We start from the raw sequence: 25,331 nt of genomic DNA, 5'->3' as shown, positions 1-25,331 counted from the left end.
TATGGAGTTACTACTACTCATACTGATCGGCGTATTTTATGCTACCGGCATCTTCATGATGTTGCGCAGAAGTATGGTCAAGTTGCTCATCGGGATCATCCTGCTGGGCAATGGCGCCAACCTGCTCATCTTCCTGCTGGGCGGTATTACACGGGGCAAGCCTCCAATTATTCCCGAAGCGGAAAAAGCGCTGACCGGCGCCTATGCCGACCCGGTGCCACAGGCACTGATCCTGACGGCGATCGTGATCAGCTTTGGCCTGCAATCGTTCGCGATCGTGTTGCTGAAGCGCGTGCATGTACTGATCCAATCTGATGACCTCAACGATCTAAACACCCCTGATACCAGCATATGACCGATCAATACCTGCTTCTTCCGGTACTGGGTCACCTGACCATCGCCATCGCGCTGATCTTTTGCTGGCGCCGCATCCTGGTGCAGCAGATCATCAGCGTGGCGGGCAACTTACTGGTACTGATCATGAGCATCGCCCTGTTTCACAAAACCTGGCACCAGGGTCACCTGACCTTGCAGGCCGGCAACTGGCAGGCGCCTTTCGGCATTACCTTCGTATCGGATACTTTCAGTGCCACCATGTTGTTGCTGACCGCGTTTACCGGTCTGGCGGTGAGCATGTATTCGACCGTGGGCATCAGTAAGAACCGGATCCAATACGGCTATTTCCCGATCCTGCATTTTCTGCTGGTAGGGTTGAACGGCGCTTTTCTGGCCGGTGACATCTTCAACCTGTACGTATGGTTTGAGGTGATCATCATTTCCTCTTTTGTACTGATGACCCTCGGGGGCAAAAAACCACAAGTAGAAGGGGGTATCAAATACGTCACCCTCAACCTGCTGGCGTCGGTGATGTTCCTCACGGCCATTGCGATCTTATACGGATTGACGGGCAGTCTGAACATGGCCGACCTCTCCCTGAAAATGTCGGGCGTCTCCAACCGCGGTCTGGCCGATATTGCGGGTCTGCTGTTCTTTATTGGGTTTGGGATCAAGTCGGCGGTCTTTCCCTTGTATTTCTGGTTGCCTTCTTCGTACCATACACCACCCTCGGCGGTGGCGGCGGTGTTTGGCGGCTTGCTGACCAAGGTGGGTATCTATGCGCTGATCCGCGTGTACACGCTCATCTTCATTCCCGATGATTTTACCCGTACGGTATTCCTCATCATTGCCAGTCTGACCCTGCTGACGGGCGCGCTGGGGGCCTTAATCAAAGAAAACATGCGTACGTTGTTTTCGTACCTCATCGTTTGTCATATCGGCTACCTGCTGGGTGGATTGGGGCTCTATACGCACCTGGCACTGGCAGGCACCATCTTCTACCTGGTACATGATGTGATCGTAAAAACCAATCTGTTCCTCATCACCGGCCTTGTGAATAAAATTCGGGGTACGATGAACACGGAACAACAGGGCGGCTTGTACGATCAATACCCGCGCCTGTCGATCCTCATGGCAATCGTCTTGTTCTCACTGGTAGGCATACCGCCGCTATCTGGTTTCTGGCCCAAGATCAACCTGTTCAGGGAATCGATGGCGTATCATGCGTGGTACTTGTTGGTGGCCATGATACTGGCCAGTTTCGTGACCTTGTTTGTCATTGCCCGGTTGTGGGGCAATGTATTCTGGAAGAAAGCGCCTGCGTTGGAAAGCAGTCCGCCCGATAGTTTTGCGGGATTGAGCAAAGGTCGAAAATTCATGCTGGTGACGCCGGTGGTGATGCTGGTGCTGCTATCATTGTACATCGGCTTTTTTGCAGAAAGGATCAATGTATTATCGGACCGTATCGCGCATGAGCTGCTCGATCCGGCGCCTTATATTAAAAGTGTTTTGGGACCTGATGCTGTACCCGCCACACAAACCAGATAAGTATGATCAAACAGCTCTTACTGAATATTATGCTGACCCTGGTGTGGGTAATGCTCACCGGGGAGTTTGTATTTGGCAATTTCGTGCTGGGCTTTGTATTGAGCTACGGGATACTATGGCTGATCTCCATCCAGGAAGAAAGGAAACGGTATTTCACGCGCGTGCCGGCCATCATCAGCTTTGGTTTCTTTTTCCTGTATGAGCTGCTCAAAGCCAACCTGCAGGTAGCATATGACGTGATCACGCCCCGCCTGTTTGTAAAGCCCGGCATCGTGCAATACCCGCTGGATGCGCAGACGGACCTGGAGATCACCTTTCTCACCAATTTCATATCCCTGACACCAGGCACCCTGATCCTGGATGTAAGCGGCGACCGGAAGGTGGTGTATATCCATGTGATGTACCTGGAAGACAAAGAGGCTTTTATCAGGCAATTAAAAAACGGTTTGGAAAAAAGACTATTGGATATTTTACGATGAACCTACGAGACTATTTAACCTGGGTGATCCTGCCGATGCTGTCGCTATCGGTGATACTGGTAGCGTACCGCTTCTTCAAGGGGCCCCGTATCGTGAACCGGGTGATCGCGCTCGACCTGCTGATCACGATCGGAATCGGCATCATCACGATTTTCAGTATACAGGCTAACCAGGCTACCTTCCTGGATGATGCCATGATCCTGGCGCTGATCGCCTTTTTGGGCACGGTAGCATTTTCTTATTACCTCGAAAAAAGAAAAGGCAATGATTGACATCCTCATCATGATCATCAGCACCGTCGGGGCGCTTGTTGTGTTGATCGCCGCGATCGGCATTGTGCGTATGCCCGATTTCTACCTGCGGCTTTCGGTGACCGTGAAAGCGGCTACGTTGGGCGTGGGTCTTTTGTTGCTGTCGGCGGCTGTTTATTTTGCCACCCTGCCCGTGGCCACCAAGGTATTCGCCATTACTTTCTTTCTCATCCTCACGGCGCCGGTGGCTGGTCATATGATCGGGCGGGCCGCTTATATCACTGGCACCAAACTGTGGAAACACTCCGTGGTCGATGACCTCGAAGGCAAATATGACAAAGACACCCTCGAATTGCGCAGCGATATCGACCAGGCCGACCGGGAGGGAGAGTTGCCGGCTTCCAATACCTGAACGGGTACGGGGTGCAAAAAGCAAAGAGGCGCAGGACCTTTCCTGTCGCCCCTCGCCAACGGGCCTGTAACTATTGCTCCTTCTTTCGTTGCAATTGTTTCCATTCGCTGGTACTACCATGATTGGGATTGACCGATGGATCGTCGGTCCCCACGACGGTGCCTTGCTGATCGATCCAGTAATATTTATACTGGGTGCTGAGTTGTAGCGGCACATTGTTGTTGTATGGGTTGCCGTAGGTATTGACCGCGCCGAGGTTTTCGCGAAACTGCTCGTGCTGCCGGTCTACTGAGCGGTTGCGCTCATCCGTCACCTGCTGCCATTTTTCCTGCGACCATTCGCGGTAAGAGCGCATGGCTTCACCAAAGGTTTTGGACTCCTGCAGGTTTTGCTGCATCACACCGCGCATACCAAAGGCGGCGCCATTGGTGGCAGCGATCTGTCGGGACACCTGCGGCAGCCAGTTGGCATAATCTTTCCATTGCGACCGTTCGGTAATGGCTGCCGTCATGGCCATCACACAACCGCCGTAATAGTTGTTGATGTGACAAACCGCTTCCCCCACATAACTACCACTGGCCAGTTGATAAGATAACTGAAACCGATAGGCTTCCTGAAACCCCTTGACCGGAGTAGCACTCATGGGCTCGCTCAGCGAAAGTCCATTGGGTTGCAAGGCCATGAGTTTCTCATAGATAAACCGGCCGGCCGGATAACCGGGCATCAGGCCGGCATTGCCGACCATGACGGTAAAAGCCTTTTGATCGGGCGCTACGAGGGTGAGGGCAAACTGACCGTCTTCGCCCACGCGCCAGCCGGGCGGCAGGGCATAGGAGAAGAAATGACCCTGACCGATGGTCAACGAGGCTGTAGGGGGCTGGGGTTGCGTATGGTTCGTTTGCATGGTATTGTTTTTAGCGATGGTGACAGGTTGTACGAGGTGCATATTGGCCGGGATCTTTGCTGTTGCCGATTTACCGGGCTGGGAGGCCAGGGGCTTCCGGTCGTTCTGGGCACAGCCAGGCAACATACTGCCGGATGACAAGAGCAGGAGCAGACCATAGACGAGTGACTTTTTCATACTGTTCTGTTTTGCTGAATTGGTTAGTCAAAAGTCGGCAGGCCCGAAGGGGTGGCCTATACTCAATTTGTAGTATGGTCAATGAGGCATCTAGGCAGCGAGGAATAAACGCACCGAGGAAATACAGGAAGAAAAGTCACAAAGGCATCAAGGCACAGAGGCATCGAGGAAACCCAGTACTGACGCTTAGACACGCTGGGCCCTATCGCTTTTGGTGTAAGAGATTGATTTAGAAAAGTTGTGCTATTTTCATTACACTTCCATGGGAGCGAGTAGGGAGCGGCATGGAAGCGGGTAGGGAGCGGTACCCTTTTGAACGCTCACAAATATACATCGACGGGCAGGGGTGTTCCAAGTTCTGCGAAAAATGTCATGACATTGGGAGCAGGAAGGGTAGTACGGCCAACATAACCGCATCGGCATAGTACCCGAAAAGGGGAGATAAAGTAGGCAGACTGTATGTGGACTGTATGCGGACTATACTACGTATGTTCCAGGATAGCTCCGGTACACTACCAGGACTATACAGGGGTTTAGTGCTCTCTCAGTGCATTCGCAGTGCACTACCCGTGCATTACCAGTACACTACCCATACCATCGGCACCCAGGCCGGGCGCTCTCGGAAGGGAACTTGTTCCTGGAATACGATAACCAGCATCGAAGACCCACCGGTCACAGCGCGTGGAACGCATTACAAGCCTCTTGCGACGCTTTCGGACTGCAATCTACAACAAGTCCAACAAACAATCACACCTGCCTATTTCGCGCCGTAAACACCGTAGATGGCATCACGGAAACCTTTGTGCATTTTGACGGGGTCGAAAGGAATTTCCTGGGTGAAGAATACAGCGGTGAGCTCATTGACGGGATCGACCCAGAAAAGGGTGCTGGCGGCGCCATCCCAGAAATATTCGCTCACGATGCCATGGTTCTCGTTGGCATTGGCGGGTGGCTGGGTACGTACCGCGAAGTTGATCCCAAAGCCTACGCGTCCCTTGCTGGGCAACCACATCCGTTGGGTGATGGTATCCGACAGCTGGTTGGTGCTCATGAGTTGCACCGTCTGGGGTTTCAGTATGCGCGTTTTGCCCAAAGCGCCTTTGTTGACGAGCATCTGGGTAAATTTCATGTAGTCGTCGAGGGTGGAAGTAAGGCCCCAGCCGCCGGGTTTGAGGGCCCAATTGGCGGCGTTCATCTTGTTGGCGGAAGAGTCGGGAACCCGGGTCAGGTCACCCGAAGGGCTGCGGTTATACAGGGCCGCAAAGCGATCGAGGTCTGCCCCTGGTATTACATACCGCGTATGGTTCATTTGCAGGGGCCTGAAGAGCGTTTCCTGCAAGTATTGATCATAGGGCCTGCCCGACAGTTTTTGGACGAGATAAGCCTGTACATCCACCGAGGGACCATAGTTCCATTGATCGCCGGGATGAAACTGTAGCGGGATCGCGGCCAGCCTTTTGGCCATTTCCGCAAGGTCGTTGTTGAGGTTCATGTAGTCCGATTGCTTCACCAGGCTGGCGAGGGCGGGGATACTGTTATCGGCAAAGCCGGCGGTATGGCGGGTAATATCGCGGATGGTGATGGGGCGCTTGGCAGGCTCCGTGATCAGGTTGCCATTGGCATCGACACCTTTGTACACTTTCATATCCTTGAACTCGGGACAGTATTTAGACAAGGGTTCGTCGAGTTGAAAGGCGCCCTTCTCGTACAGGGTCATCAGGGCTACGCCGGTTACGGGTTTGGTCATGGAGAAGATGCGCACGAGGGTATTGCGGTCCATGGGGCGGTTGGCTTCCCGATCGGCCATCCCGAAGGCGTTGTAGTATACTTCTTTTCCGTGTTCGAAGATCAGGGCCGACACGCCGACTGTTTTGCCCTGATCGATATATCCCTTCAACGTGGCATCGATCCGGCTTTTGACCGACGGCGTGATGATGACGGCAGGAGCGGGGGCGTTATTGGTTTGATGCGAAAAGGACAACACGGCAGCTAAAAGACTTATAGCGAGCAGGCAAAGCAAGGTTTGTTTCATGATGATGCGTATTTCAATGGCAGGAATGGTTGATTGAATATACGGATAAAAGGCAACGAGGCAAAAAGGCAACGAGGCACCAAGGCACCGTAGGCAACAAGGGAATACAGGCCTCAAGGACTGAACTATTCAACATGCGAACGTAGCTCTTTGAATATCTTACTGCGGTACAGCTTACGCATTTTCTTTGCCAGGCGCCAGTCGTTGAAGTCATAGGGCGCCACCTGCATGCCCGTAAAATAGACCCTGGTTTTGCCTCCACTGCGATCCAACATGGTAAAATCGACCGCCTGCAAGGTATCGCCCTCGATCACGAGCTGATTGATCTTGTATTCTTTCACCGCAGCCCGTATGGTATCGACAGGAGTATACACCGTGTCCTGCAAACTACGCACGCTGTCGAATAGAATGTGACCGGCGGCGAGCTGTTGAACGATCTGTTCCTGACTGAGCTTTATATCGATATAACAGTTCAGACAATGCAGGTTACCCGTACTGCGGTTGTACCGGTAATAATAGGGCGCGGAAGTAGCCATAAAGGCAACCATGGCAGGCAACAACACAAAAGCAGGATGGACCTTGTGGATGGCCAGCCGATGCGCACCATCGACCCGTTGCAACAAATAGTAAGGAACCGGCAACAACACCAATACCAGCAGATCACTGTAATCCACCACGCGGGTAATGGCCATCGGCGCCCATTGGTTGTACCAGGTAATGAAGCTTGCCGACAAGGGCGATTTCCACCAGGCAAAGAACAGCGCACTCATCCACAAAACATGCAGGCGCAGTTTCGGAAACACAAAACCCAGCACCAACGGCAACAGGATGATGCCCGCAGCGTCGGACAATTTGCCCGTCCACCAATTGCCATACGTGGTTTTGAAGAGATGATCATTGAGTACCAACAACACCAATAATCCACAAAACACGTGGTTGAGCAGTAAGTACCGGTTGCGGCGAACGGCCATAAAAAGGGGATTTTGAACTAAGATAAGGCTTTGGCCCCCGGAATTACGGCAGCGGCACTGGCCTGACAAAACTTTAACAACCTGCTGGTTAGCCTTGCCGCAAATGTTCATGCAAAAGTGATGTGACCGTCTTAATTAAATTTAATATGTTTGGTGAGCCATTAGTAATTCCTAAAAAATTGGACACCTATGAAGGAAGGATCGGCCGCGCAATTCTGGGAGTGGTTTGTACAACATGAGTCGCAGTTTCGGGTCTTATCCGAACGGCCATCCAAAGAAATGGATTGGTTGATGGCCGACCTTATGACGCAGATCAAAGCCTATCACCGCTATTTATCGGCCTATGTATTGTGCGATAAGGCCAACAAAGCGAAACCCCAACTCGTCATATCAGCCGAAGGAAGAACCCAGTATTTCGACGCAGCCGACGAATTGCTGGACGAAGCCCCCGAACTGCCACGCTGGGAACTCATCCGGCTGAATCCCGTGGGCGCGGCGCCTCTCCATCTCGACGCACACCTGCGCACCATCGGCATCGATCCGCAGGAATTGTATTTCGTATTACCCGACGAACCGGAAGACCAGTTGATCAACCTACACGTGTGCGCTACGCTGCCCGGACCGCCTACCCGGTCGATGCAAAAACTGATCAAACTGTACGTGATCAATATGCTCGGCGAACGGCTCTTTGGCCATGAGATCGGCGGTGTGGTATTACACAACGATGAAGACCTGACCGAGCCGGAACTCGACCACCTCTTTCCGCTCGACATGCTGGTGGAATACTTCGGCGGTCCGTACGAACAAATATGGTTGATCGATGTCGAAGGGAAACTGGTAGAGCAAATACAACCAAAAGCCCAATAGTTGTTTGTTCTCTATGATCATCGTACAAATTGAATTCACCGGCAACGACCAGCCCTGCCTGGCTGATGTGGAACTGGAAGGCATCAAAGAATCCTGGGATGCACAAGTCACGCTCACTGGCCATCCGGCCATACATGCCTTGCATGTTAAATACTGGCTGGGATCGTTTCTTCAACCCGTACTGGAGTCCAAGCAAGACGCTATGTTTTTCGCCCCCCTGTTCGAAGCCATCGAAGCCGCTGCCAGGGAAAAACTACCGGCCGAATTTGACCAATAACAGCCAGTGGCCCATACCCAGGGCCACCCGCATCCACGAGATATACACATTCACGCCGATCCACCCTTCAACGAGGGCATAACGCCCAAAAATTCCCGACATTTGCCGCTTTAAGCGCGTATGAAGGTTTGTATTGCAGAAAAACCCAGTGTGGCCCGTGACATTGCCGCCGTCATCGGGGCGAAAGAACGTAAAGAGGGTTACCTCGAGGGCAACGGGTACCAGGTGACCTGGACCTTTGGGCATTTCTGCACCCTGAAAGAACCCCACGACTATACCGACGACTGGAAGTACTGGCGCCTCGAAGCGCTGCCCATGATACCGCCCAGCTTTGGCATCAAACTCATCCCCAACGACGGCGTCGAAAAGCAATTCAAAGTCATTCAAAAACTGGTGAGCCAATGCGAAGAGGTCATCAACTGTGGTGATGCCGGCCAGGAAGGCGAACTCATTCAGCGCTGGGTATTGCTCAAAGCGCAATGTGCCGCACCGGTAAAACGCCTTTGGATCTCCTCGCTTACGGAGGCTGCTATCCGGGAAGGTTTTCAGAAGCTCAAAGATTCGGCCCAATACAACAACCTCTATGCGGCCGGCAGTGCCCGCGCCATCGGCGACTGGCTGCTCGGCATGAACGCGACGCGTCTCTTCACCAAGAAATTTGCGCAGGGCAAAACCATCCTCTCCATCGGCCGGGTACAAACCCCGACGCTGGCGATGATCGTTGCCCGGCAAAAAGAGATCAACGCCTTCCAAACGGAAGAGTATTGGGAACTGAAGACCGTGTACCGGGATACGGAATTCACGGCCACCATCGACCGCATCAAAGTACTGGACCGCGCCGAAAAAGGATTGGCTTATCTCAAAGAACATCCTTTCGAGATCACCTCCTTCGAAAAGAAGGATGGCAAGGAAGGCAACCCGCGGCTGTTTGACCTTACAGCCCTGCAGGTAGAAGCCAATAAGAAATATGCTTATTCGGCCGACGATACGCTGAAGTACATTCAAAACCTGTACGAAAAAAAGCTCGTCACCTATCCGCGCGTAGATACGACCTACCTGTCGGAAGACCTGCATCCCAAGATCGAGGGCATCATGAAAGACCTGACGCCCTATGCAGCGCTGACGGCGCCGATCCTGGCCAATCCCATTCCCAAACTCAAAACCGTCTTCGACGATAAGAAAGTAACGGATCACCATGCCATCATCCCCACGGGGATGTACCCATCGGGGCTGTCGCCGGAAGAGAAACGTATTTATGACCTGGTGGCGCGGCGCTTCATCGCGGCCTTCTACCCAGAATGTAAGATCGCCAATACCACGGTACTCGGTAAGGTAGGGCAGGTGGCGTTTAAAGTAACGGGCAAACAGATCCTGGAGCCCGGTTGGAAAGAAGTGTACGCCAACGACAAACCCGAACCCAAAGAAGGGGAAGACGAAGAACGCATCCTACCAGTATTTACCGTAGGGGAGAGTGGTCCGCACACGCCCCGCATCCACAAAGGCAAAACATCGCCGCCCAAGGCATTCACGGAGGCTACGCTGCTACGCGCCATGGAAACGGCCGGCAAACAGGTGGATGATGAAGACCTGCGCGAATTGCTGAAGGACAACGGCATCGGCCGGCCTTCTACCCGTGCCAACATTATTGAAACACTCTTCCGCCGCAAATACATCGAGAAACGCAAGAAGAACATCTTCGCCACCCAAACCGGCATCGACCTGATCGATACCATCCAAACCGAACTGCTGAAGAGTCCGGAACTCACCGGTATCTGGGAACGCAAATTACGACTGATCGAAAAAGGGGAATATGCGATGGAAACTTTCAAGCAGGAACTGATCCAGATGGTGATCGACCTGACGCAGGAAGTGAAAACGGCGACCTACAAAGTGATCTCGGTGGCAACAGCACAACCCGAGAAGAAAGAAAAGGACAAAGAAGAAAAGCCGAAAAAAGAACCCAAGCCCAAAGAACCCAAAAAGGTTGTTGCCATTGAAGAGCAACAATGTCCCAAATGCAAGGCCCATCCGTTGAAGAAAGGCAACACGGCCTATGGCTGCGCCAACTTCAAGGTCTGCGGCTTCAAGCTGCCCTTCGAATTGTTTGGCAAAAAACTCTCCGACAAACAGATCACCGACCTGCTGACGAAAGGAAAGACCGGTAAGATCAAGGGATTGCAACTGGCTGGTACTGGTGCCGAAGTGGAAGGGAAGATCAGCTTCAATGCAGGCTTTGAACCGGTTGTAGAACCGGGTTAAAGCTCCTGCACCCTATGGAAGGGTACAGGAGATCTCCCATTGAAACTGGCCGGGTGCCCTTTTTGAGGATAGTTCTTCATGGCTATGTATGCAGGAACGGTTTATACGATGGGCAATTCTGCGCGGTCGCGGTATACCCGTTTGTTCAGGTTGACCGCGATCTGTACGATCTCATCCGCTTTGACACAGGGACCTTTGATCCGGATCACCCCATCACAGTGATGGAGCACCTGCCGGGCTACGGTGGCCAGGCTTGTCTCGAACCGGGCTTCACCCACCCAGCGGCCCATGACCGGCACATGCCCCATTTCCTTGACCGCGTCGGCTTCTTCCATCATGCGCTGCAGGTGGGGTTCCAAATGACCCGCTACAGGCAGTGGACCAGTGATGAGAATGGTCAATGGCTTCATGGCGCAGTGTTTTATATTTTGTCGCAGGGATGCCCTCCAACGGGAACAAAATTACCGGATGCAGCGGGCAATTACCTGCGTCGTACGGAGCAAATGGTACGCGACAGGCATTTTTGCCCATATCCGGACATTCAGGGTGCGAGTCCTGCGGTGTTTAAGGCCGGCAAATCCTGACCACCAAAAACACAAAGGCGGCTCTTTCAAAAGCCGCCCTCTCGTATAAAAGTGAAGGTGTAAAGCACTAATTGCGGTCATCGGCCCGCTCATCATCGAGCTCGTCGCGGTCTTCTTCGAGGTCATCGTGGTTATCGCCTCCCAGGCTGTAATAATTGTTCTCCTCATCTTCTTCACCGATAGCCTCATTGTCGTCGTCCAATTCGGAACCGGGTACATCCAGGTCATTCTCGTCCAGGTCTTCCTCCTCTTCATCATCGATTATTTCTCCCTGCTCATCGAGCCCCAGTTCTTCACCCTGGCTATAGATATCGTCTTTCTTATCGTAAATGGGCAACGGGTATTTCTGGTCTTCCGACTCGTCAGACTCCTGCTTTTTTACTTTCTTGCTCATGACTACTGATTTTAGTGGGTAATGATGGATACCGTTTCGCAGGTCAAAAATAGCAAAAGCGTGGCCCAGGGACCACGCTTTGTGTTGTAGACATTATCGTACTTGTTGTACAAATTATACCCGCACCTGCCTATCAATGCTGTGCAGGAAAAAATTGCTTGAACAACGCCAGTAACAGGTAAGGGGCAGAGACCATCATAAAGGCGAAGAGCAGTCCACCGGGTTTATTCGCACGGTCTGTTTCGTATTTCTGGTAGATCTTTTCATCGTAGCTACGGGTGATGAATATACGGTAGCACAACAAGGCGGCGCCCAGGTACACGGCGATGGCAAAGATCATGGCTGCATCCTGGGAGGTGAACCAGGCGTGCCTGACCAATCGCAGAAAAATGGTTTGTAGCAGTAATATCCATCCGCCGGCGGAGATCGAAACGGTATACATGGTCTGCATACGTGCCGGCAAACTGGTGAGACCTTGATTACGCTGGTAATAAAAGTGATAGATGTGAAAATACGCGTACTCCAACTGTTTCATGCAGGATACGATTTAGGGTTTACGGATTTAGGGTATTCTATAAACGCCCGGATCTGCCGGCTGGTATGCCCCTTACTGGGAAATTGACGTATATTAAGCCCTTAAACCAACTGCATGGACTTGCTCACGACCCCAACTTCCACCTGGACCTGGTGGCAAAAGCTGATTTTCCGCTTCTTTTTCCTGTTTTATGCCTTATTTCTGGGTCCCTGGGACCTTTTATCCGTTATTCCCGGCTCCGACTTCTTATCAAAATATTATTATATAGCGAGCGAAGCCGTTACGCTTTTTTTCAATAAACTCCTTTTTCATATCCCGCCGGCCACCAAGTCTCCGAATGGGAATGGGGATTACCCCGAACAATGGATGCAGGTAGCTACCTGTTTGTTCCTGGCGGTGGTAGGTATGGTGATCTGGTCGGTGATCGACCGTAAACGGCCGGGGTATCAAAAGCTGAATTACTGGTTTTGCCTGGGCATCCGGTATTTCCTGATTCTCATGGGCCTTGTATACGGCATCATCAAGTTGTTTTGTATGCAAATGCCCTTCCCGTCGATCAGCCAGTTTGCTACGCCGTTGGGCGATTTCCTGCCCATGCGTTTTTCCTGGTTGTTTGTAGGCGTGTCTCCCAAATATGAAATGTTCTCGGGTGCTATTGAAGTAACGGCTGCGCTACTGTTGATGTTCCGCCAAACGGCCACGCTGGGCGTATTGGTAGCCACCGGCGTGTTCTTCAACGTTATGATGCTGAACCTGAGTTACGACATCCCGGTCAAGATCAATTCCATTTCCATCGTTATACTCTGTTTCTATTTGCTGGCCCAGGAAACGCCACGCCTCATCCGTTTTTTCTTCCGCCTGGAGGCGGTGCCCAGTCCCATCTTTACCTGGCCCTTTACCACCAAACGCGGCCGTATCATTGCCCGCTCGGCCAAATGGCTTTTCCTGGCACTGGCCATTTACGGACAACTGGAATACACGATACCCGCTGCCCGCGGCAACGCCAACAGTCCGCGCACGCTTCCTGTGGCAGCAGGCTTTTATGAAGTGGTGCAACAAACAAGGTTTGGGGATACACTCAACCTGCATGCGCCCGACTCCGTGTACTGGCAGAATATCGTATTTGAGAACTACAATGGCGGCAGCATCAAGACCACCGATAAACGCTTCCGGCAAGTATATGGCCGCGGGTATGCCGGCATGAAATACGACAGCGCTACGCAAACCATCGCTTTCAAACGCAGCTACAGCGACTCTGTGGTACTTGGCCGGTTTACCTGCCGCGTCAAAGACAGTGTGTGGGTGGAGCTTACCAGCTACCCCAACACCGATTCGATGTACCTGTTGTTGCGCAAACGCACGACGCCATTCCCCTTGTCTGAAAAGCAATTCCATTGGGTGAGCGAGACCAACCGGTAAGCTCACTTACTGGGTAATGTATTTGCTGGCGCGCGCAAAAAAAGAGGCGACAGCAAAAGCCGTCGCCTGATGTATTTAAAAGATCCACAACGCCACGCTGAGATTACAGTCGCGGGCGAAGAAGTTGATACTATTTACGATAGTTATCGATGCGGTGAAAGATCAGGTAGTTGGCATTGTGCTGGTTGTCGGCACCACCTTCGGCATCGTCATAGGCCGTACGGATCACCGCAATGATATCGCGGCCCTCGAATTGCCAGTCGGCATACTGAAAACCATGGTGGCCGGTATTGGTACTCTGCAACACGATGCGCTCCACCTGCCAGGTGTGCAGATCGGCCGAGCTGCAAAGCGCCAGCGTATTGCGCACCCGTTCCTGGTTGTTGTTCTCGTATTCCTGCGGCACATAATTGGACAAGGTCCAGTAGCGCTTCGACGACTTATCATACCGGATACTGAATTTCTTGGCACCGCCGGGGAATTCGACAAATCCGGCCGAGGGATCGAACGCAGCGCTTGCACCATCAGCAGACAACGTGGCTATGGCTGCTTTCTCACTGCCTTTTTGTACAAAGTGTACCCGCAGGATATTCCTGATGGCTCCGTCGGGAGCCACCACGGCATTGCCTTCGAGCCAGCCGCCAAACTTCCCATTGAGGTAGCTGGAATCGTAGGGCAGGGGACTGGCATAACGCCAGTTGCTGGCCTGTAGCAGATCGGCATCTACCGGTATATGCATCATCACCGCCTGGAAACTTTTACCCCAACCAGCTACGGGCCCCATGGCATCTTCGATGGCCCGCCAGAGTTGTCCGTTGTGTTCAATGACCGGTGTCGGTGCACAATGAAAACGTCCGGTGCGCAACAAACCATGGAGGGGGTCGCTGGGCGTCGTCCAGGTATGTCCGCCGTCATCGGAACGACGGATGACGAGGTCGCCGTATTCTTTGGAGGTGCCCAGGATATAGACTTTACCATGGTGTGCAAACAACTTGGACCAATACTGTCCGTTCAGCTCAGCGATGGGCGACCAACTGGCGCCTTTGTCGCGGGAGTGAAAGACCTTAACGATGCCGGCCGTTTTTTCCTGGCTATTGGGACCAAAATAATCGTGCGAAGCGAGGTAGCTGCCATCGGGCAGCACGCAGAGACTGGGCGAGCCAATATAGCGTCCTGAGGATTTGGGCGAGTGATCGACGATCGTACCGGGTACTTGCTGCTGTGCTGTTGCCATAAGGGGTAATACAAATAGCCCCAAAGGTAACCCGTACAGCCTTAGCATCGCCGTAGCTCCCTGCCCCGCCAGCCCCGATATGGAGCGACGGAGCAGGAAAACGGTGATCAGTCGGATCAGGTTCATCGTTTTATCCGGTACGTGCATTAATTCCATCCATTCTTTACCGCACCGTTCACGATGGGATTGTAATCCTTCTCCACATTGGGAATGGGCAACAATACGTGTTTTGCCTCCAGGGGTTCCGTCATGCCTTCCGCCTTGCGCTCGGCATTGATGGTCGCTACATATTTGCCCCAGCGGATCAGGTCAAAATAACGGGACTGCTCACCAGTCAGCTCCAGCTTGCGTTCCAGTTCGATCTTGGCCATTGCCGCCGTTTGATCGCCCAGCGTGGTGTACAGGGGGGCACCTGCGCGGTTACGTACCCGGTTGATGAGGTCCAGCGGTGCGGTGCCTGTATTGCCTTGTTGGATATACGATTCAGCCAACAGCAGCAGGGCATCGGAGAAACGCATGATCTGCCCGTTTACGCCGGTGATGTAGGGCGTGGCACCCGGATAGGCAAAGTTCAACCCATATTTACGCAATTGATAGCCCTTGGTAGCAAAGGGGAATGCAGTAGGGGTAGCCGTCTTCTCCGCATACACGGTAGCGCCGGCACTGGCGGCATCTCCATAGAAGGTCACCTTACCTCTGGGATCCTTGACCAATGTATCGCGGCCTGGCCAGGGGTAAGAGAATGCTTTGGCGGCTGCTGTGGTCAGCAGGGTATTGTTCCAACCGAGGAAATCGTATTCCTGGGCGCGTATGCTCATACTGGATTTACCAGCCGATTCAGCGCCACCGAAAACAGCCGACCAGCCATTGGCCAGGGCATAGTCATTGACCGCCCAGCTCTTGTTCATCACCTGGAAGATGGTTTCTTTGTTGGCAGCATGCGCAGCCACATCATCGAACATAAAATCCCACTCTGCCATCGGCAGCAGGTCATAAGTATAGGGCGCTTTGGTGATCAGGTCGAGCGTTTTTTGTGCATCGGCCCATTTCTTCTGGTACATATAGGCACGGCCCAGCAAACCGATCGCGGCTCCTTTGGTGGCGCGCCCCAGGTCTTTATCACCGTAGGTAACGGGCAATACATCGATGGCTTCTTTCAGGTCGGTTTCCACCGCTGCCCATATCTCGGCCACGGGGGCACGACCGGGGAATTGCTCCTCGGTATAACTCTTCAGGTCTTTGCGCATCGGTGCGTCACCCCACAGCATGGCGATGTGGTAACGTCCATAAGCCCGCAGGAATTTGGCCTCTGCCACATTGCGGTTCATGGTAGCCAGCGCCGTGGCATCGGTGGTAGTAGCCGCCACGACCGGTTGCCGGTCGAGTACGAGGTTGGCACGGGCGATGAGGCGATACATGCCCGACCACAGTTGCGACAATTCGAGGTGGGTGCCATTGTGTGCCCAGTCGGACAATTGCAGGTAAGAGCCGAGTAAGGGTTTCTCCCGTTTCACATCAAAACTCAGCAGATCGAAATCGTAGTAATATTCACGGGGCCACATGCCGTTGTTGTTGAACACCGCATAGACCGCGTTGGTGGCCTGCTGGATCGTAGCAGGAGAGGTAAAATAGTCGGTATAGTTGTATTGGTTTTCGTTCTTGATCTCCAGCAGGTCTTTGCTGCAGGAAGCGCTGCTCAACGCCAAGCAAGCCATTAAAATCTTATTGATCGTTTTCATTGTCTTTTTTTTAAGGGTTACATTAAAATCCTACCTGAAGGCCAAACAGGAAGGTACGGGGCAAAGGCATCGACACGCCGGCATCCACACCACGGCTGAGGATATCGGCGGGGTTACCATCGGGGTTGCCCACTTCAGGATCGTAACCCTTGTAGGGAGTAATGGTCAGGAGGTTTTGTCCGGCTGCGAAGAAGCGCACGCTCTTGACCGTCTTGTTGAGATTACCCAACTGCTGCAGGGGAACGGTATAACCAATGGTCAGGTTGCGCAGGCGCAGGTAGCTGCCATCTTCTACATACCACGCGGAAGGTTGCAGGTTGGCGGTACTGTTTTGACCAACCCGGGGATTAGCGGCGATATCACCATCCTTTCTCCAGCGATCGAGCAGATCGGTAGAGGCATTGTGCATGGACGATTGCAGGGCATTCATGAAGATCTTACCCGAGCGGAACAACTTTACACCAGCCACACCACTCCATACCATGTTGACATCGAACCCACCTACGTTGAGGCCTGCATTGATGCCATAGATGAATTTAGGACTGGCATTACCCAGGATCACTTTGTCTGAATCGGATATATATCCATTGCCATTCACATCGCGGAACTTCAGGTCTCCGGGTTTGGTAGCTGAATTATAATAAACGCCCGTGGGAGATTTGGCATTCAGGGCAGCCAGTTCAGCCGCCGAAGAGATGACGCCATCTATCTGGTAACCGTAGAAGGAAGCAATGGGATCACCTACCCGCGACATGGTAACGGCGCCAAGAGGCGTATACTCACCATGCCAGTAGCTACCGGCACGGATGATCTGGTCCTGCGCGCCTTTGCCCAGGCTGATCCTTTTCACTTCGTTCTTGTTGAAGCTACCGTTTACACTCACATTGAAAGAGACGTTCTTCGAAATATTGGTGCGGTAACCGATCATCGCTTCCAGACCGGTATTCAATACATCACCCGCGTTGTACAGCATGTCGGCCTGGGCACCGTTGCCCGTAATGCCACTGTTGGGGAACAATACGGTGGTGAGCAGTCCTTTGCTGAACTTTCTGTACCAGTCGACGGTAACGGTCAGTTTATTCTCGAGGAAGGCGAGGTCGAGGCCGATATCGGTTTGGTCGGTTGTTTCCCAGACCACCGGACCTACGATATTCCTGATCGTAGCGGCAGAGCCGTTGTTGGGATCTTCGGTATTGCCAAAAGGATAGCTCAGGCTGCCGGTAGGGTTGGCGCCGTTCCAGACGGTCACGATGCCGGTCGTTTGCGGTACGGCGTTGTTACCGGTACGGCCCCAACTGGCTTTCACGCGGCCATCGGAGAGGAATGTAAAGCGTTTCAGGAAATTCTCTTCCGAAAAACGCCAGGCCACCTGGGCAGCCGGGAAATTGGCCCAGCGGCGACGGGGATCGAGGTTGGAGGCACCGTCTCTTCTCAAGCTGGCGCTCACAATGTACTTTTCATCATACACATAGTTCACCCGGCCAAAATAAGAGATCAGCGCAGCGCCGATCACGTAAGTAGAAGCGTCGACCGTTTTGGTAGGCGCTACATAGGCGTTGGTGATGTTGTCATTGAGGTAACCGGTACCCCGCACGTTCTCGGAAGTACCACGTCCCTGGTTGATATAGGAGTTACCGGCCGTGAGCGAGAGGCTGTGTACGCCGGCAATGGTCTTGTTGTAGCTGAAATAATTCTCGATGGTGTATTTACCGCCTTCCGATACTGAGGCGCCGCCTTCACGGGCTACATCGATGTTGTTGCCATTCTTATAGGGCTTCTGGAAGTATTCGCTTTTGGCGTAAATGAGCTGTGCATTGAACTGTGAGCGGAAGCGCAGGCCCGGTAATAATCTTACTTCGGCATAGAGCTGGGGCAACAATACAAGGCTTCTGGAGCTGGCAGAGCGCAGTTCCAGGGCAGCAAGGGGATTGCCCACGCTGGTGTAGTCGGCAGCACTGCTCAGGGCCGAATAACCGCCGGGAATAGCGGCATCTTTGATCGGCTGGTAATTGGGATAATAGAGGTACTCACGCAGCGGAACGGTTAAACCTGATCCCCAATCCTGGCGGGCGAGGATGCTCTCACCAAAGGAGAAGCGCCCGGCCGTTTGGGTGAGCACGATGCGGTTGGTCCATCTTTTCAGGCGGCTGCTACCGGTTATTGCTTCCTGGTCTACATAGCCACTGAAGAAGTGGTAGGTCGATTTATCGTTGCCACCGCTGATCGATACGTTGGCATCGTAGATATTGCCTTTGTGGAAGATCAGGTCGTTCCACACGGTATTGTCGAGTTTGGATTTATCGGCATCCGGACCGGTAAAGCGGGTAGGCAGTACATTGCTTTTTGCAGAGGCGGCAAAATCGGTCAGCAGATCGAAATACTGCGACGCGTTCATCATGTCCATTTCCTTCCAGGCGTTGGCGATGCCATACTGTGCGTTCAAAGTTATTTTGGGGGTTCCGCTGCGGCCTTTCTTGGTGGTGATGATCACGACACCATTGGCGCCATTGGAACCATAGATGGCCGTGCTACCGGCGTCTTTGAGGATGGTGATGTCTTCGATGTCCTGCGGGGGGATCGCTGCGAACATATCGCGGGTAGACTGGATACCATCAATAACGTAAAGGGGATCAACGCGGGTAAAGGAACCTGTACCACGAATGATGATCTGCGGGGTGGAACCGGGTGAACCGTTGCCTTGCAATACCTGTACACCGGCTGCTTTACCGATGATGAGGGCAGCAGGGTTGATGGCGGTGTTGGCACCGGCCGTGGTAGGGTTGACGGAAACGACGGCGCCGGCGACTTCTTTTCGCTTGGCCGTACCATAACCGATCACCACTACATCATTGAGGTCGGTGGCGACCTGTGACATCGACACTTCAATCACCGACTGGTTGCCGACGGGGTATTCGCGGGCTGCATAACCGGCATACGTGATGACGAGCACCTGGTTGTTGTTGTCGACAGTGATGGTGAATTTACCGGCTTCGTCGGTGGTGGTGCCGCGGGTGAGGCCTTTGACCGATACGCTGGCGTTGTGAAGGGGTTCTCCCTTCGTACCGGTTACGGTACCGGTAACCGTTTTCGTTTGGGCATAGAGATTGGATGACAAGCTGAGCGTTAGCCAGCAGAGAATCCAATGGAGAGCGCTGGATCTTTTCATAAACAGTTTTTAATAATTAGAGGGAAAAACCACAGACCATCCCTCGCCCGGGATGGTCTATGGTTGGAAAACGAATCGTTATTGTTTCACAATCTTTAAAGTTTTGGTGGTACCGTTTTGTTGTACGGTCAATTGATAGATACCTGCTGTCAGTTTTTCACCAAGAGTATAGGATTTCCCGGCATATACCGAGGCCGTATGAACGCGGCGACCTGTAATATCGGTCACAGTGAGCAATACCGGTGTGGCAGACGAGGAAGAAATCTTTATATTGAAACCGCTCACACTCGGATTGGGGAACACATCGGCCTTTAGTTGCAACACCGCCCTTTCGGTAGTGCCTGCCACAGTGGTCGTACTGGTGGATCCTCCAGCGAGCAGACTTTCTTCCGGAATGGTGCGCACTTCGAGCGCAGACAGCGTAGCGCTGTACGGATCGTAGGTGCCCGTCTTGGGATAGAAGAAAACCGTGATCAGTCCATTGGCGTCCGACGTAGCCCGGATGGTGCGGATCACCACCTTATTGAGCACATTACCGGCTGCCTGGTAAGGGTTGAAGTTGACCAGGCTATCGCCGTTGGACGCTTTGACGGTGAATATCCGGTTCAGCTTGTCCGTATTGCTGTGCTCGAGGAAATGCAGGCGGATATCGTAGGCCGTATTGGGCGTCAGGTTGCGGATGTATTCGCGCAGCGGTGTCACGTTCACTTTTGAAATACGCATGAACTCATACACTTCGCGGGGAGCCGGGTCGGTAACACCCGATACATCTACGGTAGCAGCGGTGCGTTCGATCCAGGTGTACCCTGCATGCCATTTGTTGCTGGTTCCGGTGGGGCCTTCCGGCTGGTATTGGGCAAACGTGAGGGTTTGCTGCCAGGTAGGCGGTTGTGTGGTGGTGTAATTCTGGAAATTGCCCACATTCACGCCATACACGGCGAGTTTGCTGGTGGTGATGATGTCTACACAGAAATCATCGAGCCATACGGTGCCGGGGCCGAGCTTGGCACACCAGAAAGTAAGGCCGGTAGCGTCAGCAGGTACTTCGAGCGTATCCCTGATCTCTACCCACTGGTTCTGGTAGGCGGGTACTACACTTAACTGTACCTGTTTGCCGGTACCGACAGCAGCGCCCAGGTTATTGACAAAGCCCACACCATAGCCAGACCAATGGGGATACTGACCGCCGCCGGCTTCTACTTTCACCCATTTGCGGAATACGATGATGCCGCCACCGGGTACTGGTATGGAATCTTTGATGTTCAAGCCAGATTTCACCCCGCTGGGGTCAAAGCCCATAGAAACGGCCTTGTCGCCCGTGTGGCCTTTACCGGCAACAGTAAAGACAGCGCCTACGAATGGCTGATCATCTTTAAAGGTGACCCATTCGAGCAGGTCGCTTTCAAATCCGGGGTTTTTGATGCCGCCGCAGGTATCGAAAGGCACCACAGTGACAGGCAGGGTTGCTGTAACACCGGAGGCATCTTGCGTAGTAGCAGTTACGGTAGCAGCACCCGCTTTGATGGCCGAGATGATACCGGCCGCATTCACTTTCGCAATCGTCGTATCGGAACTGCTCCAGGAAAGCGTCTTAATAGATGTATTGGCAGGAACGAAACTGTACTTCATCAGCAAGGTATCCCTTTCACCGATGATCGCAGTCGCTGGGTTGAGCGCGACCGAAGTCGCCAGTACGTTGGCCACCTGGATATTCGCCTGGGCATATTTCGTAGGGTCGTCACTGGCCGTAGCACGGATGATGACATTGCCTTCTTTTACACCGATCACCCGTCCGGCTGTGGTGACCTTGGCCAGCGTGGTATCGGTCGATGACCAGGTCAGCGCTTTGTTGCTGGCTTTGGCCGGATTGACCGTAGCGGTCAGGTTGAGCGTATCGCCCACATTTACATTACCGGATGACAGGTTCAGTGTCACGGAACTTACAGGCGTATAAACAACTGTATATGACTTGGTGGCTGTGTAACCACCTTCGATCGACGTAGCCGTAATCGTAGCGGTGCCAGCTCCGCGGCCAGTCACGATACCATCTACATTGACAGTAGCGACAGCCGCATTGGAGGTGGCGTATACCACATTGCGGTTGGTGGCATTGACAGGGTTCGTGGTAATCTTCAGCGTATCGGTATGGTTGACGGAGATGGTATCGAGGTTACCGCTCATGCTGATGCTTTGCAGTGGTATGATGCGCGCCTCTACTGCCGAGATGATGGCACTGTGCGGATCGTTGGCAGCTACCTTGGGATAGAACCAAACCTCCACCACGCCCGATGCGTTGGCTTTCGCCTGCAGGGTGCGCGTCACCACTTTGTTCAGGACATTGCCGGCAGCGCTGTAGGGATTGAAGTTAACCAGGCTATCGCCACCGGCGCGCACCGTAAAGATCCGGTTGGTTTTATCCGTATTGCTGGGTTCGATGAAATGAAGCCTTACCGCATAATTACCATTGGGGATGAGTCCGCGCAGATAGTAACGCATATTCGTTACATTGTTCCTGGACCAGCGCATGCTTTGGTACACCGCGAGGGGCGCTGGCTCAGTTACACCACTGGTATCTATAGTGCCGGCAATAGCACTGGCGCCGGTGTAACCAGCATGCCAGCGTTTATCGGTTTGACTGGGACCTTCTGCGATATACTGTCCATAGTTGGTAGTGCCGCTGCCCGAACCGGCATTCGTAGCCGTTACGATCAGGGATATTTTCAACTGAACGGTCCGTGTAGCCCCGCCATCTGCAGCAGTGACCGTCAGCGTGGTGAGGCCCACCTGCTTTCCGGTTACCACACCATTGCTGGTGACAGTAGCAATGGCCGTATTGCCCACACTATAAAGGAGTGTTTTGTTGGTTGTATTGGCCGGGGCCAGCGATATGAACAATTGAACCGGCGTTTGCAGGGTGCCATAGGCGACGCTGTCCATGATAATGCCTGTAGATATGGTAGGTGGAATGACGATGATGGGATGCGTATCCGTCTTGGCGCCATCCACAGTAGTGAGGGTAATCGTGGTTGTACCGGGACTAGCCGCTGTTACATTACCGTAAGCGTCGACTTTCGCCACGGCTGTATCGGAAGAGCTCCAGGTGACGGCCGGATTGGTAGGATAGGCGGGCGTTAGTTTCGCCGTCAACCGGATGGTGAATCCTTGTACGAGTGTATCGGAAGCAGTATTCAGTATCTGGACCGATTGTACCGGGCCACCTTGCGGTTTGCCAAACCAGATACCGTTACCGGCAGCGCCGGTAAAAAAGGTACCCCGGTTATCGGCAGCGATACCAGGCGATGTGCCAGGCAACCGGTCAACGATGGTGGTCCAGGTACGGCCGGTATCATCTGACCGGAAGGCACCGAAGTGTACATTGTTGATGGCAAAGGCAGCGCTGGTCACATACAATACGGCGTGTGCACTGGGTGTGGTATCCGATAGTGCCGTAGCGATCCATTTCGGCTTGAAATTGGGACCTCCTACTTTGGTAAAGGTCTTACCGGTATCGACGGTATGGTACAAGGCGCTGAACTCAGGATACTGTTCGTTGTAAAAAGCGAGGTATACATCACCCGTTCTGCCAGGCATCGCCTCGATGTTGGAGTGCGTGGCATAAGCAGTGTTGGTAGAAGGATTATGGCCATTGTTGGCGGTGAGTCCTTCGGCGGCGGTTTTTGTAAACGAAACGCCATTGTCGGAGCTTACGTAAAAATTACCACGGTCCCAGATATAAAAGAAATTACCATCGACCTTATCGGCGATCAGGTGATTGACGCCGGGCTGGATGACCCATTGGTTACCAGCGGCCAGGACGCCAGCAGGCGCTCCGGTGGATTTGGTCCAGGAAGTGCCGAGGTTGGTAGTGCGCCACACGTTACCGATACCTGAGCCGGTATTATCTTTTTGCGTGAGCCACAGGATAGTTTGTGAATTAGCGGCTACGGCCACACGGCCGCGCATGCCCGGTGAAGTAGGAAAGCGGGTATAGGTATCACCACCATCGAGGGAGTAGCCCGAGCGATCAAGGGTGGCTGTATTGTCATACCCCCAACCATCGGAAGCGATGCGGGCAACAAAGTTGGGGTTGGTTTGCTGGTAAGCGACACCTTGTGAGTTCATCCCCTGGTTAATGTTCCAGAAAAGGCTGGTGTAACTGACAGCACCTGACCACAGCGGTTCGGTCAAAGAGCGGTGGGAAGCTCCCCCGACGTCTGCCGTGGAACTAAGCAACAGGTTCTTACCGCTGGGAGGGGCAACCATGGGGCCCGTGATCATGATCTCTTCGAGACCTACGATTCGGATCTTCCAGTCTTGCTGGGCACTCAGGATATTGTTGGTCTGGAGCACATCGAACAGGTCAGTGAGCCACACCCGGGTCGGGTAGAAGGGATCCCACACATACCCAAAGGTGCTGTGGCCGGGCGAGTTGTACGACGCCATGTCGTTCGCTGAATGGGGCGCTTCCGTCCTGTCGCGGGTCATATTACCCTGCGTGTAGTTGTTGCCGCCGGTGGTAGAAACAAAATAAACATCTGTTGCCCAGCCACCATAGGTACCGACAACAATCTCATTGGAGTTTTTGGGATTTACCGCGACTCCCCCAAAGATCTTGTTGTCGCTGATGGGAATAAAGGTGGGCGAGATATCCTGCCATACACCATTGCGGTACTTGTAGACGGCTTTTTTCACCTGCCAGTGATTGGAAGCGATGTAGAGCGTGCCATCTGCATGGATGGTAGCACGCGTAGAACCGGCCGGACTATTGGGCATCAGCGTAAAGCTCTGTCCGCCGTCATTGGAAACGAAGACTCCGGAAGGCCGGCCCAGGTAGATCCTTTTGGCGACGGTCTTTCCGTTGAAAGTGGTTGTGCCGGCGCTGGAATCATACACGATAAAAGTGCAGATCTTTTCGGTGTTCATGGATACGCTGGTCATCTTGGTCCAGTTGGCACCTGCATCTTCCGTGCGGAAAGCGCCTGTCGTATCGGAGACTGCCCATACGATATTGCTATTGTACGGGTCGACCTGTACGCGGTTCACGTAGGTCTTTTGATCATTGGGGTGGGAGGTGATGGGTACGTTCAGGTCGGTCCAGGAGTCACCGCGGTCGGTGCTTTTCATAATAGTCCCTTTGTAAAGATTGCCCTGGCCCGGATTGGCTCCTGGTCCCTGTTCGACGATCGCATACAGGATATTTCCTGTAGCGTCGTTGGGGTCAACGGCAATACTACCGCAACGCTGGTTGTACTCCCAGCGCCAGTAGTTAACGGGAATGGTCTTGAACAACATGATCGGTTCCCACTTCTGGAGATTTTTGTTCCACCGGTAGGGAGAGCCTACATCGGTGGTCACGAAATACAGGTCGGGAACTTTCGGGTGTGCTACAAAAGAGGGGATGGCACCCGATCCACCGATGCGTACCTGATTTAAGGTATACGCCTGGCCATGCGCTACCGACAGGGCAGCGAGGCAAACAATCGCGAGCAACAATACGTGTAGTTGCTTCTTCATGATGATTAGGTTTATGGCAGCAATTTTGTTGGCTCTCAAAATTATTTAGACCCACCATCAAATCTTAGTATTCTTTTATCGGACACGCGTAATATTTATGCAAGAAAATATTGGCATAAATCGTATCGACGGCAGTTAATTTTTCATTGGTAAAACTTACGCAATCGATTACGTACTACCTAACGCAAACGTTTACGTAACCACGGGAACGTTCCCGATACGTGGATGTATAT

General features: G+C 53.0%; 19 protein-coding genes. 9 read left to right on the top strand and 10 right to left on the bottom strand.

All coding sequences use genetic code 11. From position 1 onward, the window contains the following. The first annotated feature begins 1 nt into the window (after window position 1). From P2W70_RS16255 to mnhG, 5 genes are read left to right on the top strand one after another with little or no spacing between them, the layout of a single operon-like run. On the top strand, window positions 2–355 hold the full coding sequence (locus P2W70_RS16255; RefSeq protein ID WP_276482548.1) for a Na+/H+ antiporter subunit C: 354 nt from the start codon (window positions 2–4) through the stop codon (window positions 353–355). Beyond that, a complete protein-coding gene (locus P2W70_RS16250; protein WP_276482547.1) occupies window positions 352–1,884 on the top strand; it encodes a proton-conducting transporter transmembrane domain-containing protein in 1,533 nt (510 codons plus the stop codon). Before P2W70_RS16255 ends, P2W70_RS16250 begins: the two co-directional genes overlap by 4 nt. Before the next feature lie 2 nt (window positions 1,885–1,886). Further along, a complete protein-coding gene (locus tag P2W70_RS16245; RefSeq protein WP_276482546.1) occupies window positions 1,887–2,363 on the top strand; it encodes a Na+/H+ antiporter subunit E in 477 nt (158 codons plus the stop codon). After that, window positions 2,360–2,635 carry a monovalent cation/H+ antiporter complex subunit F gene (locus P2W70_RS16240; RefSeq protein ID WP_276482545.1) on the top strand — a complete coding sequence of 92 codons (276 nt, stop codon included), beginning with the start codon at window positions 2,360–2,362 and terminating at the stop codon, window positions 2,633–2,635. Before P2W70_RS16245 ends, P2W70_RS16240 begins: the two co-directional genes overlap by 4 nt. Then, on the top strand, window positions 2,628–3,026 hold the full coding sequence (mnhG, locus tag P2W70_RS16235) for a monovalent cation/H(+) antiporter subunit G (RefSeq protein ID WP_276482544.1): 399 nt from the start codon (window positions 2,628–2,630) through the stop codon (window positions 3,024–3,026). The genes P2W70_RS16240 and mnhG overlap by 8 nt, the downstream gene beginning before the upstream one ends. 70 nt (window positions 3,027–3,096) lie before the next feature. Here the strand turns inward: mnhG and P2W70_RS16230 are convergent, their stop codons facing one another. From P2W70_RS16230 to P2W70_RS16220, 3 genes are all read right to left on the bottom strand, one after another. Continuing rightward, window positions 3,097–4,107 carry a hypothetical protein gene (locus P2W70_RS16230; RefSeq protein ID WP_276482543.1) on the bottom strand — a complete coding sequence of 337 codons (1,011 nt, stop codon included), beginning with the start codon at window positions 4,105–4,107 and terminating at the stop codon, window positions 3,097–3,099. A gap of 757 nt (window positions 4,108–4,864) precedes the next feature. Beyond that, on the bottom strand, window positions 4,865–6,139 hold the full coding sequence (locus P2W70_RS16225) for a serine hydrolase domain-containing protein (RefSeq protein WP_276482542.1): 1,275 nt from the start codon (window positions 6,137–6,139) through the stop codon (window positions 4,865–4,867). A 125-nt stretch (window positions 6,140–6,264) separates the two neighbouring features. Next, complete coding sequence (locus P2W70_RS16220) at window positions 6,265–7,110, bottom strand: hypothetical protein (RefSeq protein WP_276482541.1); 846 nt, start codon at window positions 7,108–7,110, stop codon at window positions 6,265–6,267. A 189-nt stretch (window positions 7,111–7,299) separates the two neighbouring features. Here P2W70_RS16220 and P2W70_RS16215 point away from each other — a divergent pair, with 189 nt between their 5' ends. From P2W70_RS16215 to P2W70_RS16205, 3 genes are all read left to right on the top strand, one after another. Next, window positions 7,300–7,977: a hypothetical protein gene (locus P2W70_RS16215; protein ID WP_276482540.1), complete on the top strand. Its 678-nt coding sequence runs from the start codon at window positions 7,300–7,302 to the stop codon at window positions 7,975–7,977. A 13-nt stretch (window positions 7,978–7,990) separates the two neighbouring features. After that, complete coding sequence (locus P2W70_RS16210) at window positions 7,991–8,254, top strand: hypothetical protein (RefSeq protein ID WP_276482539.1); 264 nt, start codon at window positions 7,991–7,993, stop codon at window positions 8,252–8,254. A 120-nt stretch (window positions 8,255–8,374) separates the two neighbouring features. Further along, complete coding sequence (locus P2W70_RS16205; protein ID WP_276482538.1) at window positions 8,375–10,513, top strand: type IA DNA topoisomerase; 2,139 nt, start codon at window positions 8,375–8,377, stop codon at window positions 10,511–10,513. 101 nt (window positions 10,514–10,614) lie between these two features. On the opposite strand, the gene P2W70_RS16200 is transcribed toward P2W70_RS16205, so the two are convergent. The 3 genes from P2W70_RS16200 to P2W70_RS16190 all read right to left on the bottom strand — a co-directional run bounded on the left by P2W70_RS16200 (window position 10,615) and on the right by P2W70_RS16190 (window position 12,026). Beyond that, complete coding sequence (locus P2W70_RS16200; protein WP_276482537.1) at window positions 10,615–10,923, bottom strand: hypothetical protein; 309 nt, start codon at window positions 10,921–10,923, stop codon at window positions 10,615–10,617. Window positions 10,924–11,164: 241 nt separating this feature from the next. Beyond that, window positions 11,165–11,491, bottom strand: coding sequence for a hypothetical protein (locus P2W70_RS16195; protein WP_276482536.1), 327 nt, complete (start codon window positions 11,489–11,491; stop codon window positions 11,165–11,167). A gap of 133 nt (window positions 11,492–11,624) precedes the next feature. Then, entirely contained in the window at window positions 11,625–12,026 is a 402-nt protein-coding gene (locus P2W70_RS16190; protein WP_276482535.1) for a hypothetical protein, read from the bottom strand. 114 nt (window positions 12,027–12,140) lie between these two features. Between P2W70_RS16190 and P2W70_RS16185 the strand changes: the two genes are divergently transcribed. Beyond that, a complete protein-coding gene (locus tag P2W70_RS16185) occupies window positions 12,141–13,445 on the top strand; it encodes a hypothetical protein (RefSeq protein ID WP_276482534.1) in 1,305 nt (434 codons plus the stop codon). A gap of 130 nt (window positions 13,446–13,575) precedes the next feature. On the opposite strand, the gene P2W70_RS16180 is transcribed toward P2W70_RS16185, so the two are convergent. The 4 genes from P2W70_RS16180 to P2W70_RS16165 all read right to left on the bottom strand — a co-directional run bounded on the left by P2W70_RS16180 (window position 13,576) and on the right by P2W70_RS16165 (window position 25,098). Beyond that, entirely contained in the window at window positions 13,576–14,805 is a 1,230-nt protein-coding gene (locus P2W70_RS16180; protein WP_276482533.1) for a sialidase family protein, read from the bottom strand. A gap of 20 nt (window positions 14,806–14,825) precedes the next feature. Beyond that, window positions 14,826–16,418 carry a RagB/SusD family nutrient uptake outer membrane protein gene (locus P2W70_RS16175; RefSeq protein WP_276482532.1) on the bottom strand — a complete coding sequence of 531 codons (1,593 nt, stop codon included), beginning with the start codon at window positions 16,416–16,418 and terminating at the stop codon, window positions 14,826–14,828. Between the two features lie 22 nt (window positions 16,419–16,440). Beyond that, window positions 16,441–19,584 carry a SusC/RagA family TonB-linked outer membrane protein gene (locus P2W70_RS16170; protein ID WP_276482531.1) on the bottom strand — a complete coding sequence of 1,048 codons (3,144 nt, stop codon included), beginning with the start codon at window positions 19,582–19,584 and terminating at the stop codon, window positions 16,441–16,443. A gap of 78 nt (window positions 19,585–19,662) precedes the next feature. Further along, on the bottom strand, window positions 19,663–25,098 hold the full coding sequence (locus tag P2W70_RS16165; RefSeq protein ID WP_276482530.1) for an Ig-like domain-containing protein: 5,436 nt from the start codon (window positions 25,096–25,098) through the stop codon (window positions 19,663–19,665). Window positions 25,099–25,331 lie beyond the last annotated feature (233 nt).

It is taken from the genome of Paraflavitalea pollutisoli (assembly GCF_029360705.1).
Taxonomy (GTDB): domain Bacteria; phylum Bacteroidota; class Bacteroidia; order Chitinophagales; family Chitinophagaceae; genus Paraflavitalea; species Paraflavitalea pollutisoli.
The sequence above is the reverse complement of the archived record's forward strand: the minus strand, read 5'-3'. Positions and strand labels throughout refer to the sequence as shown.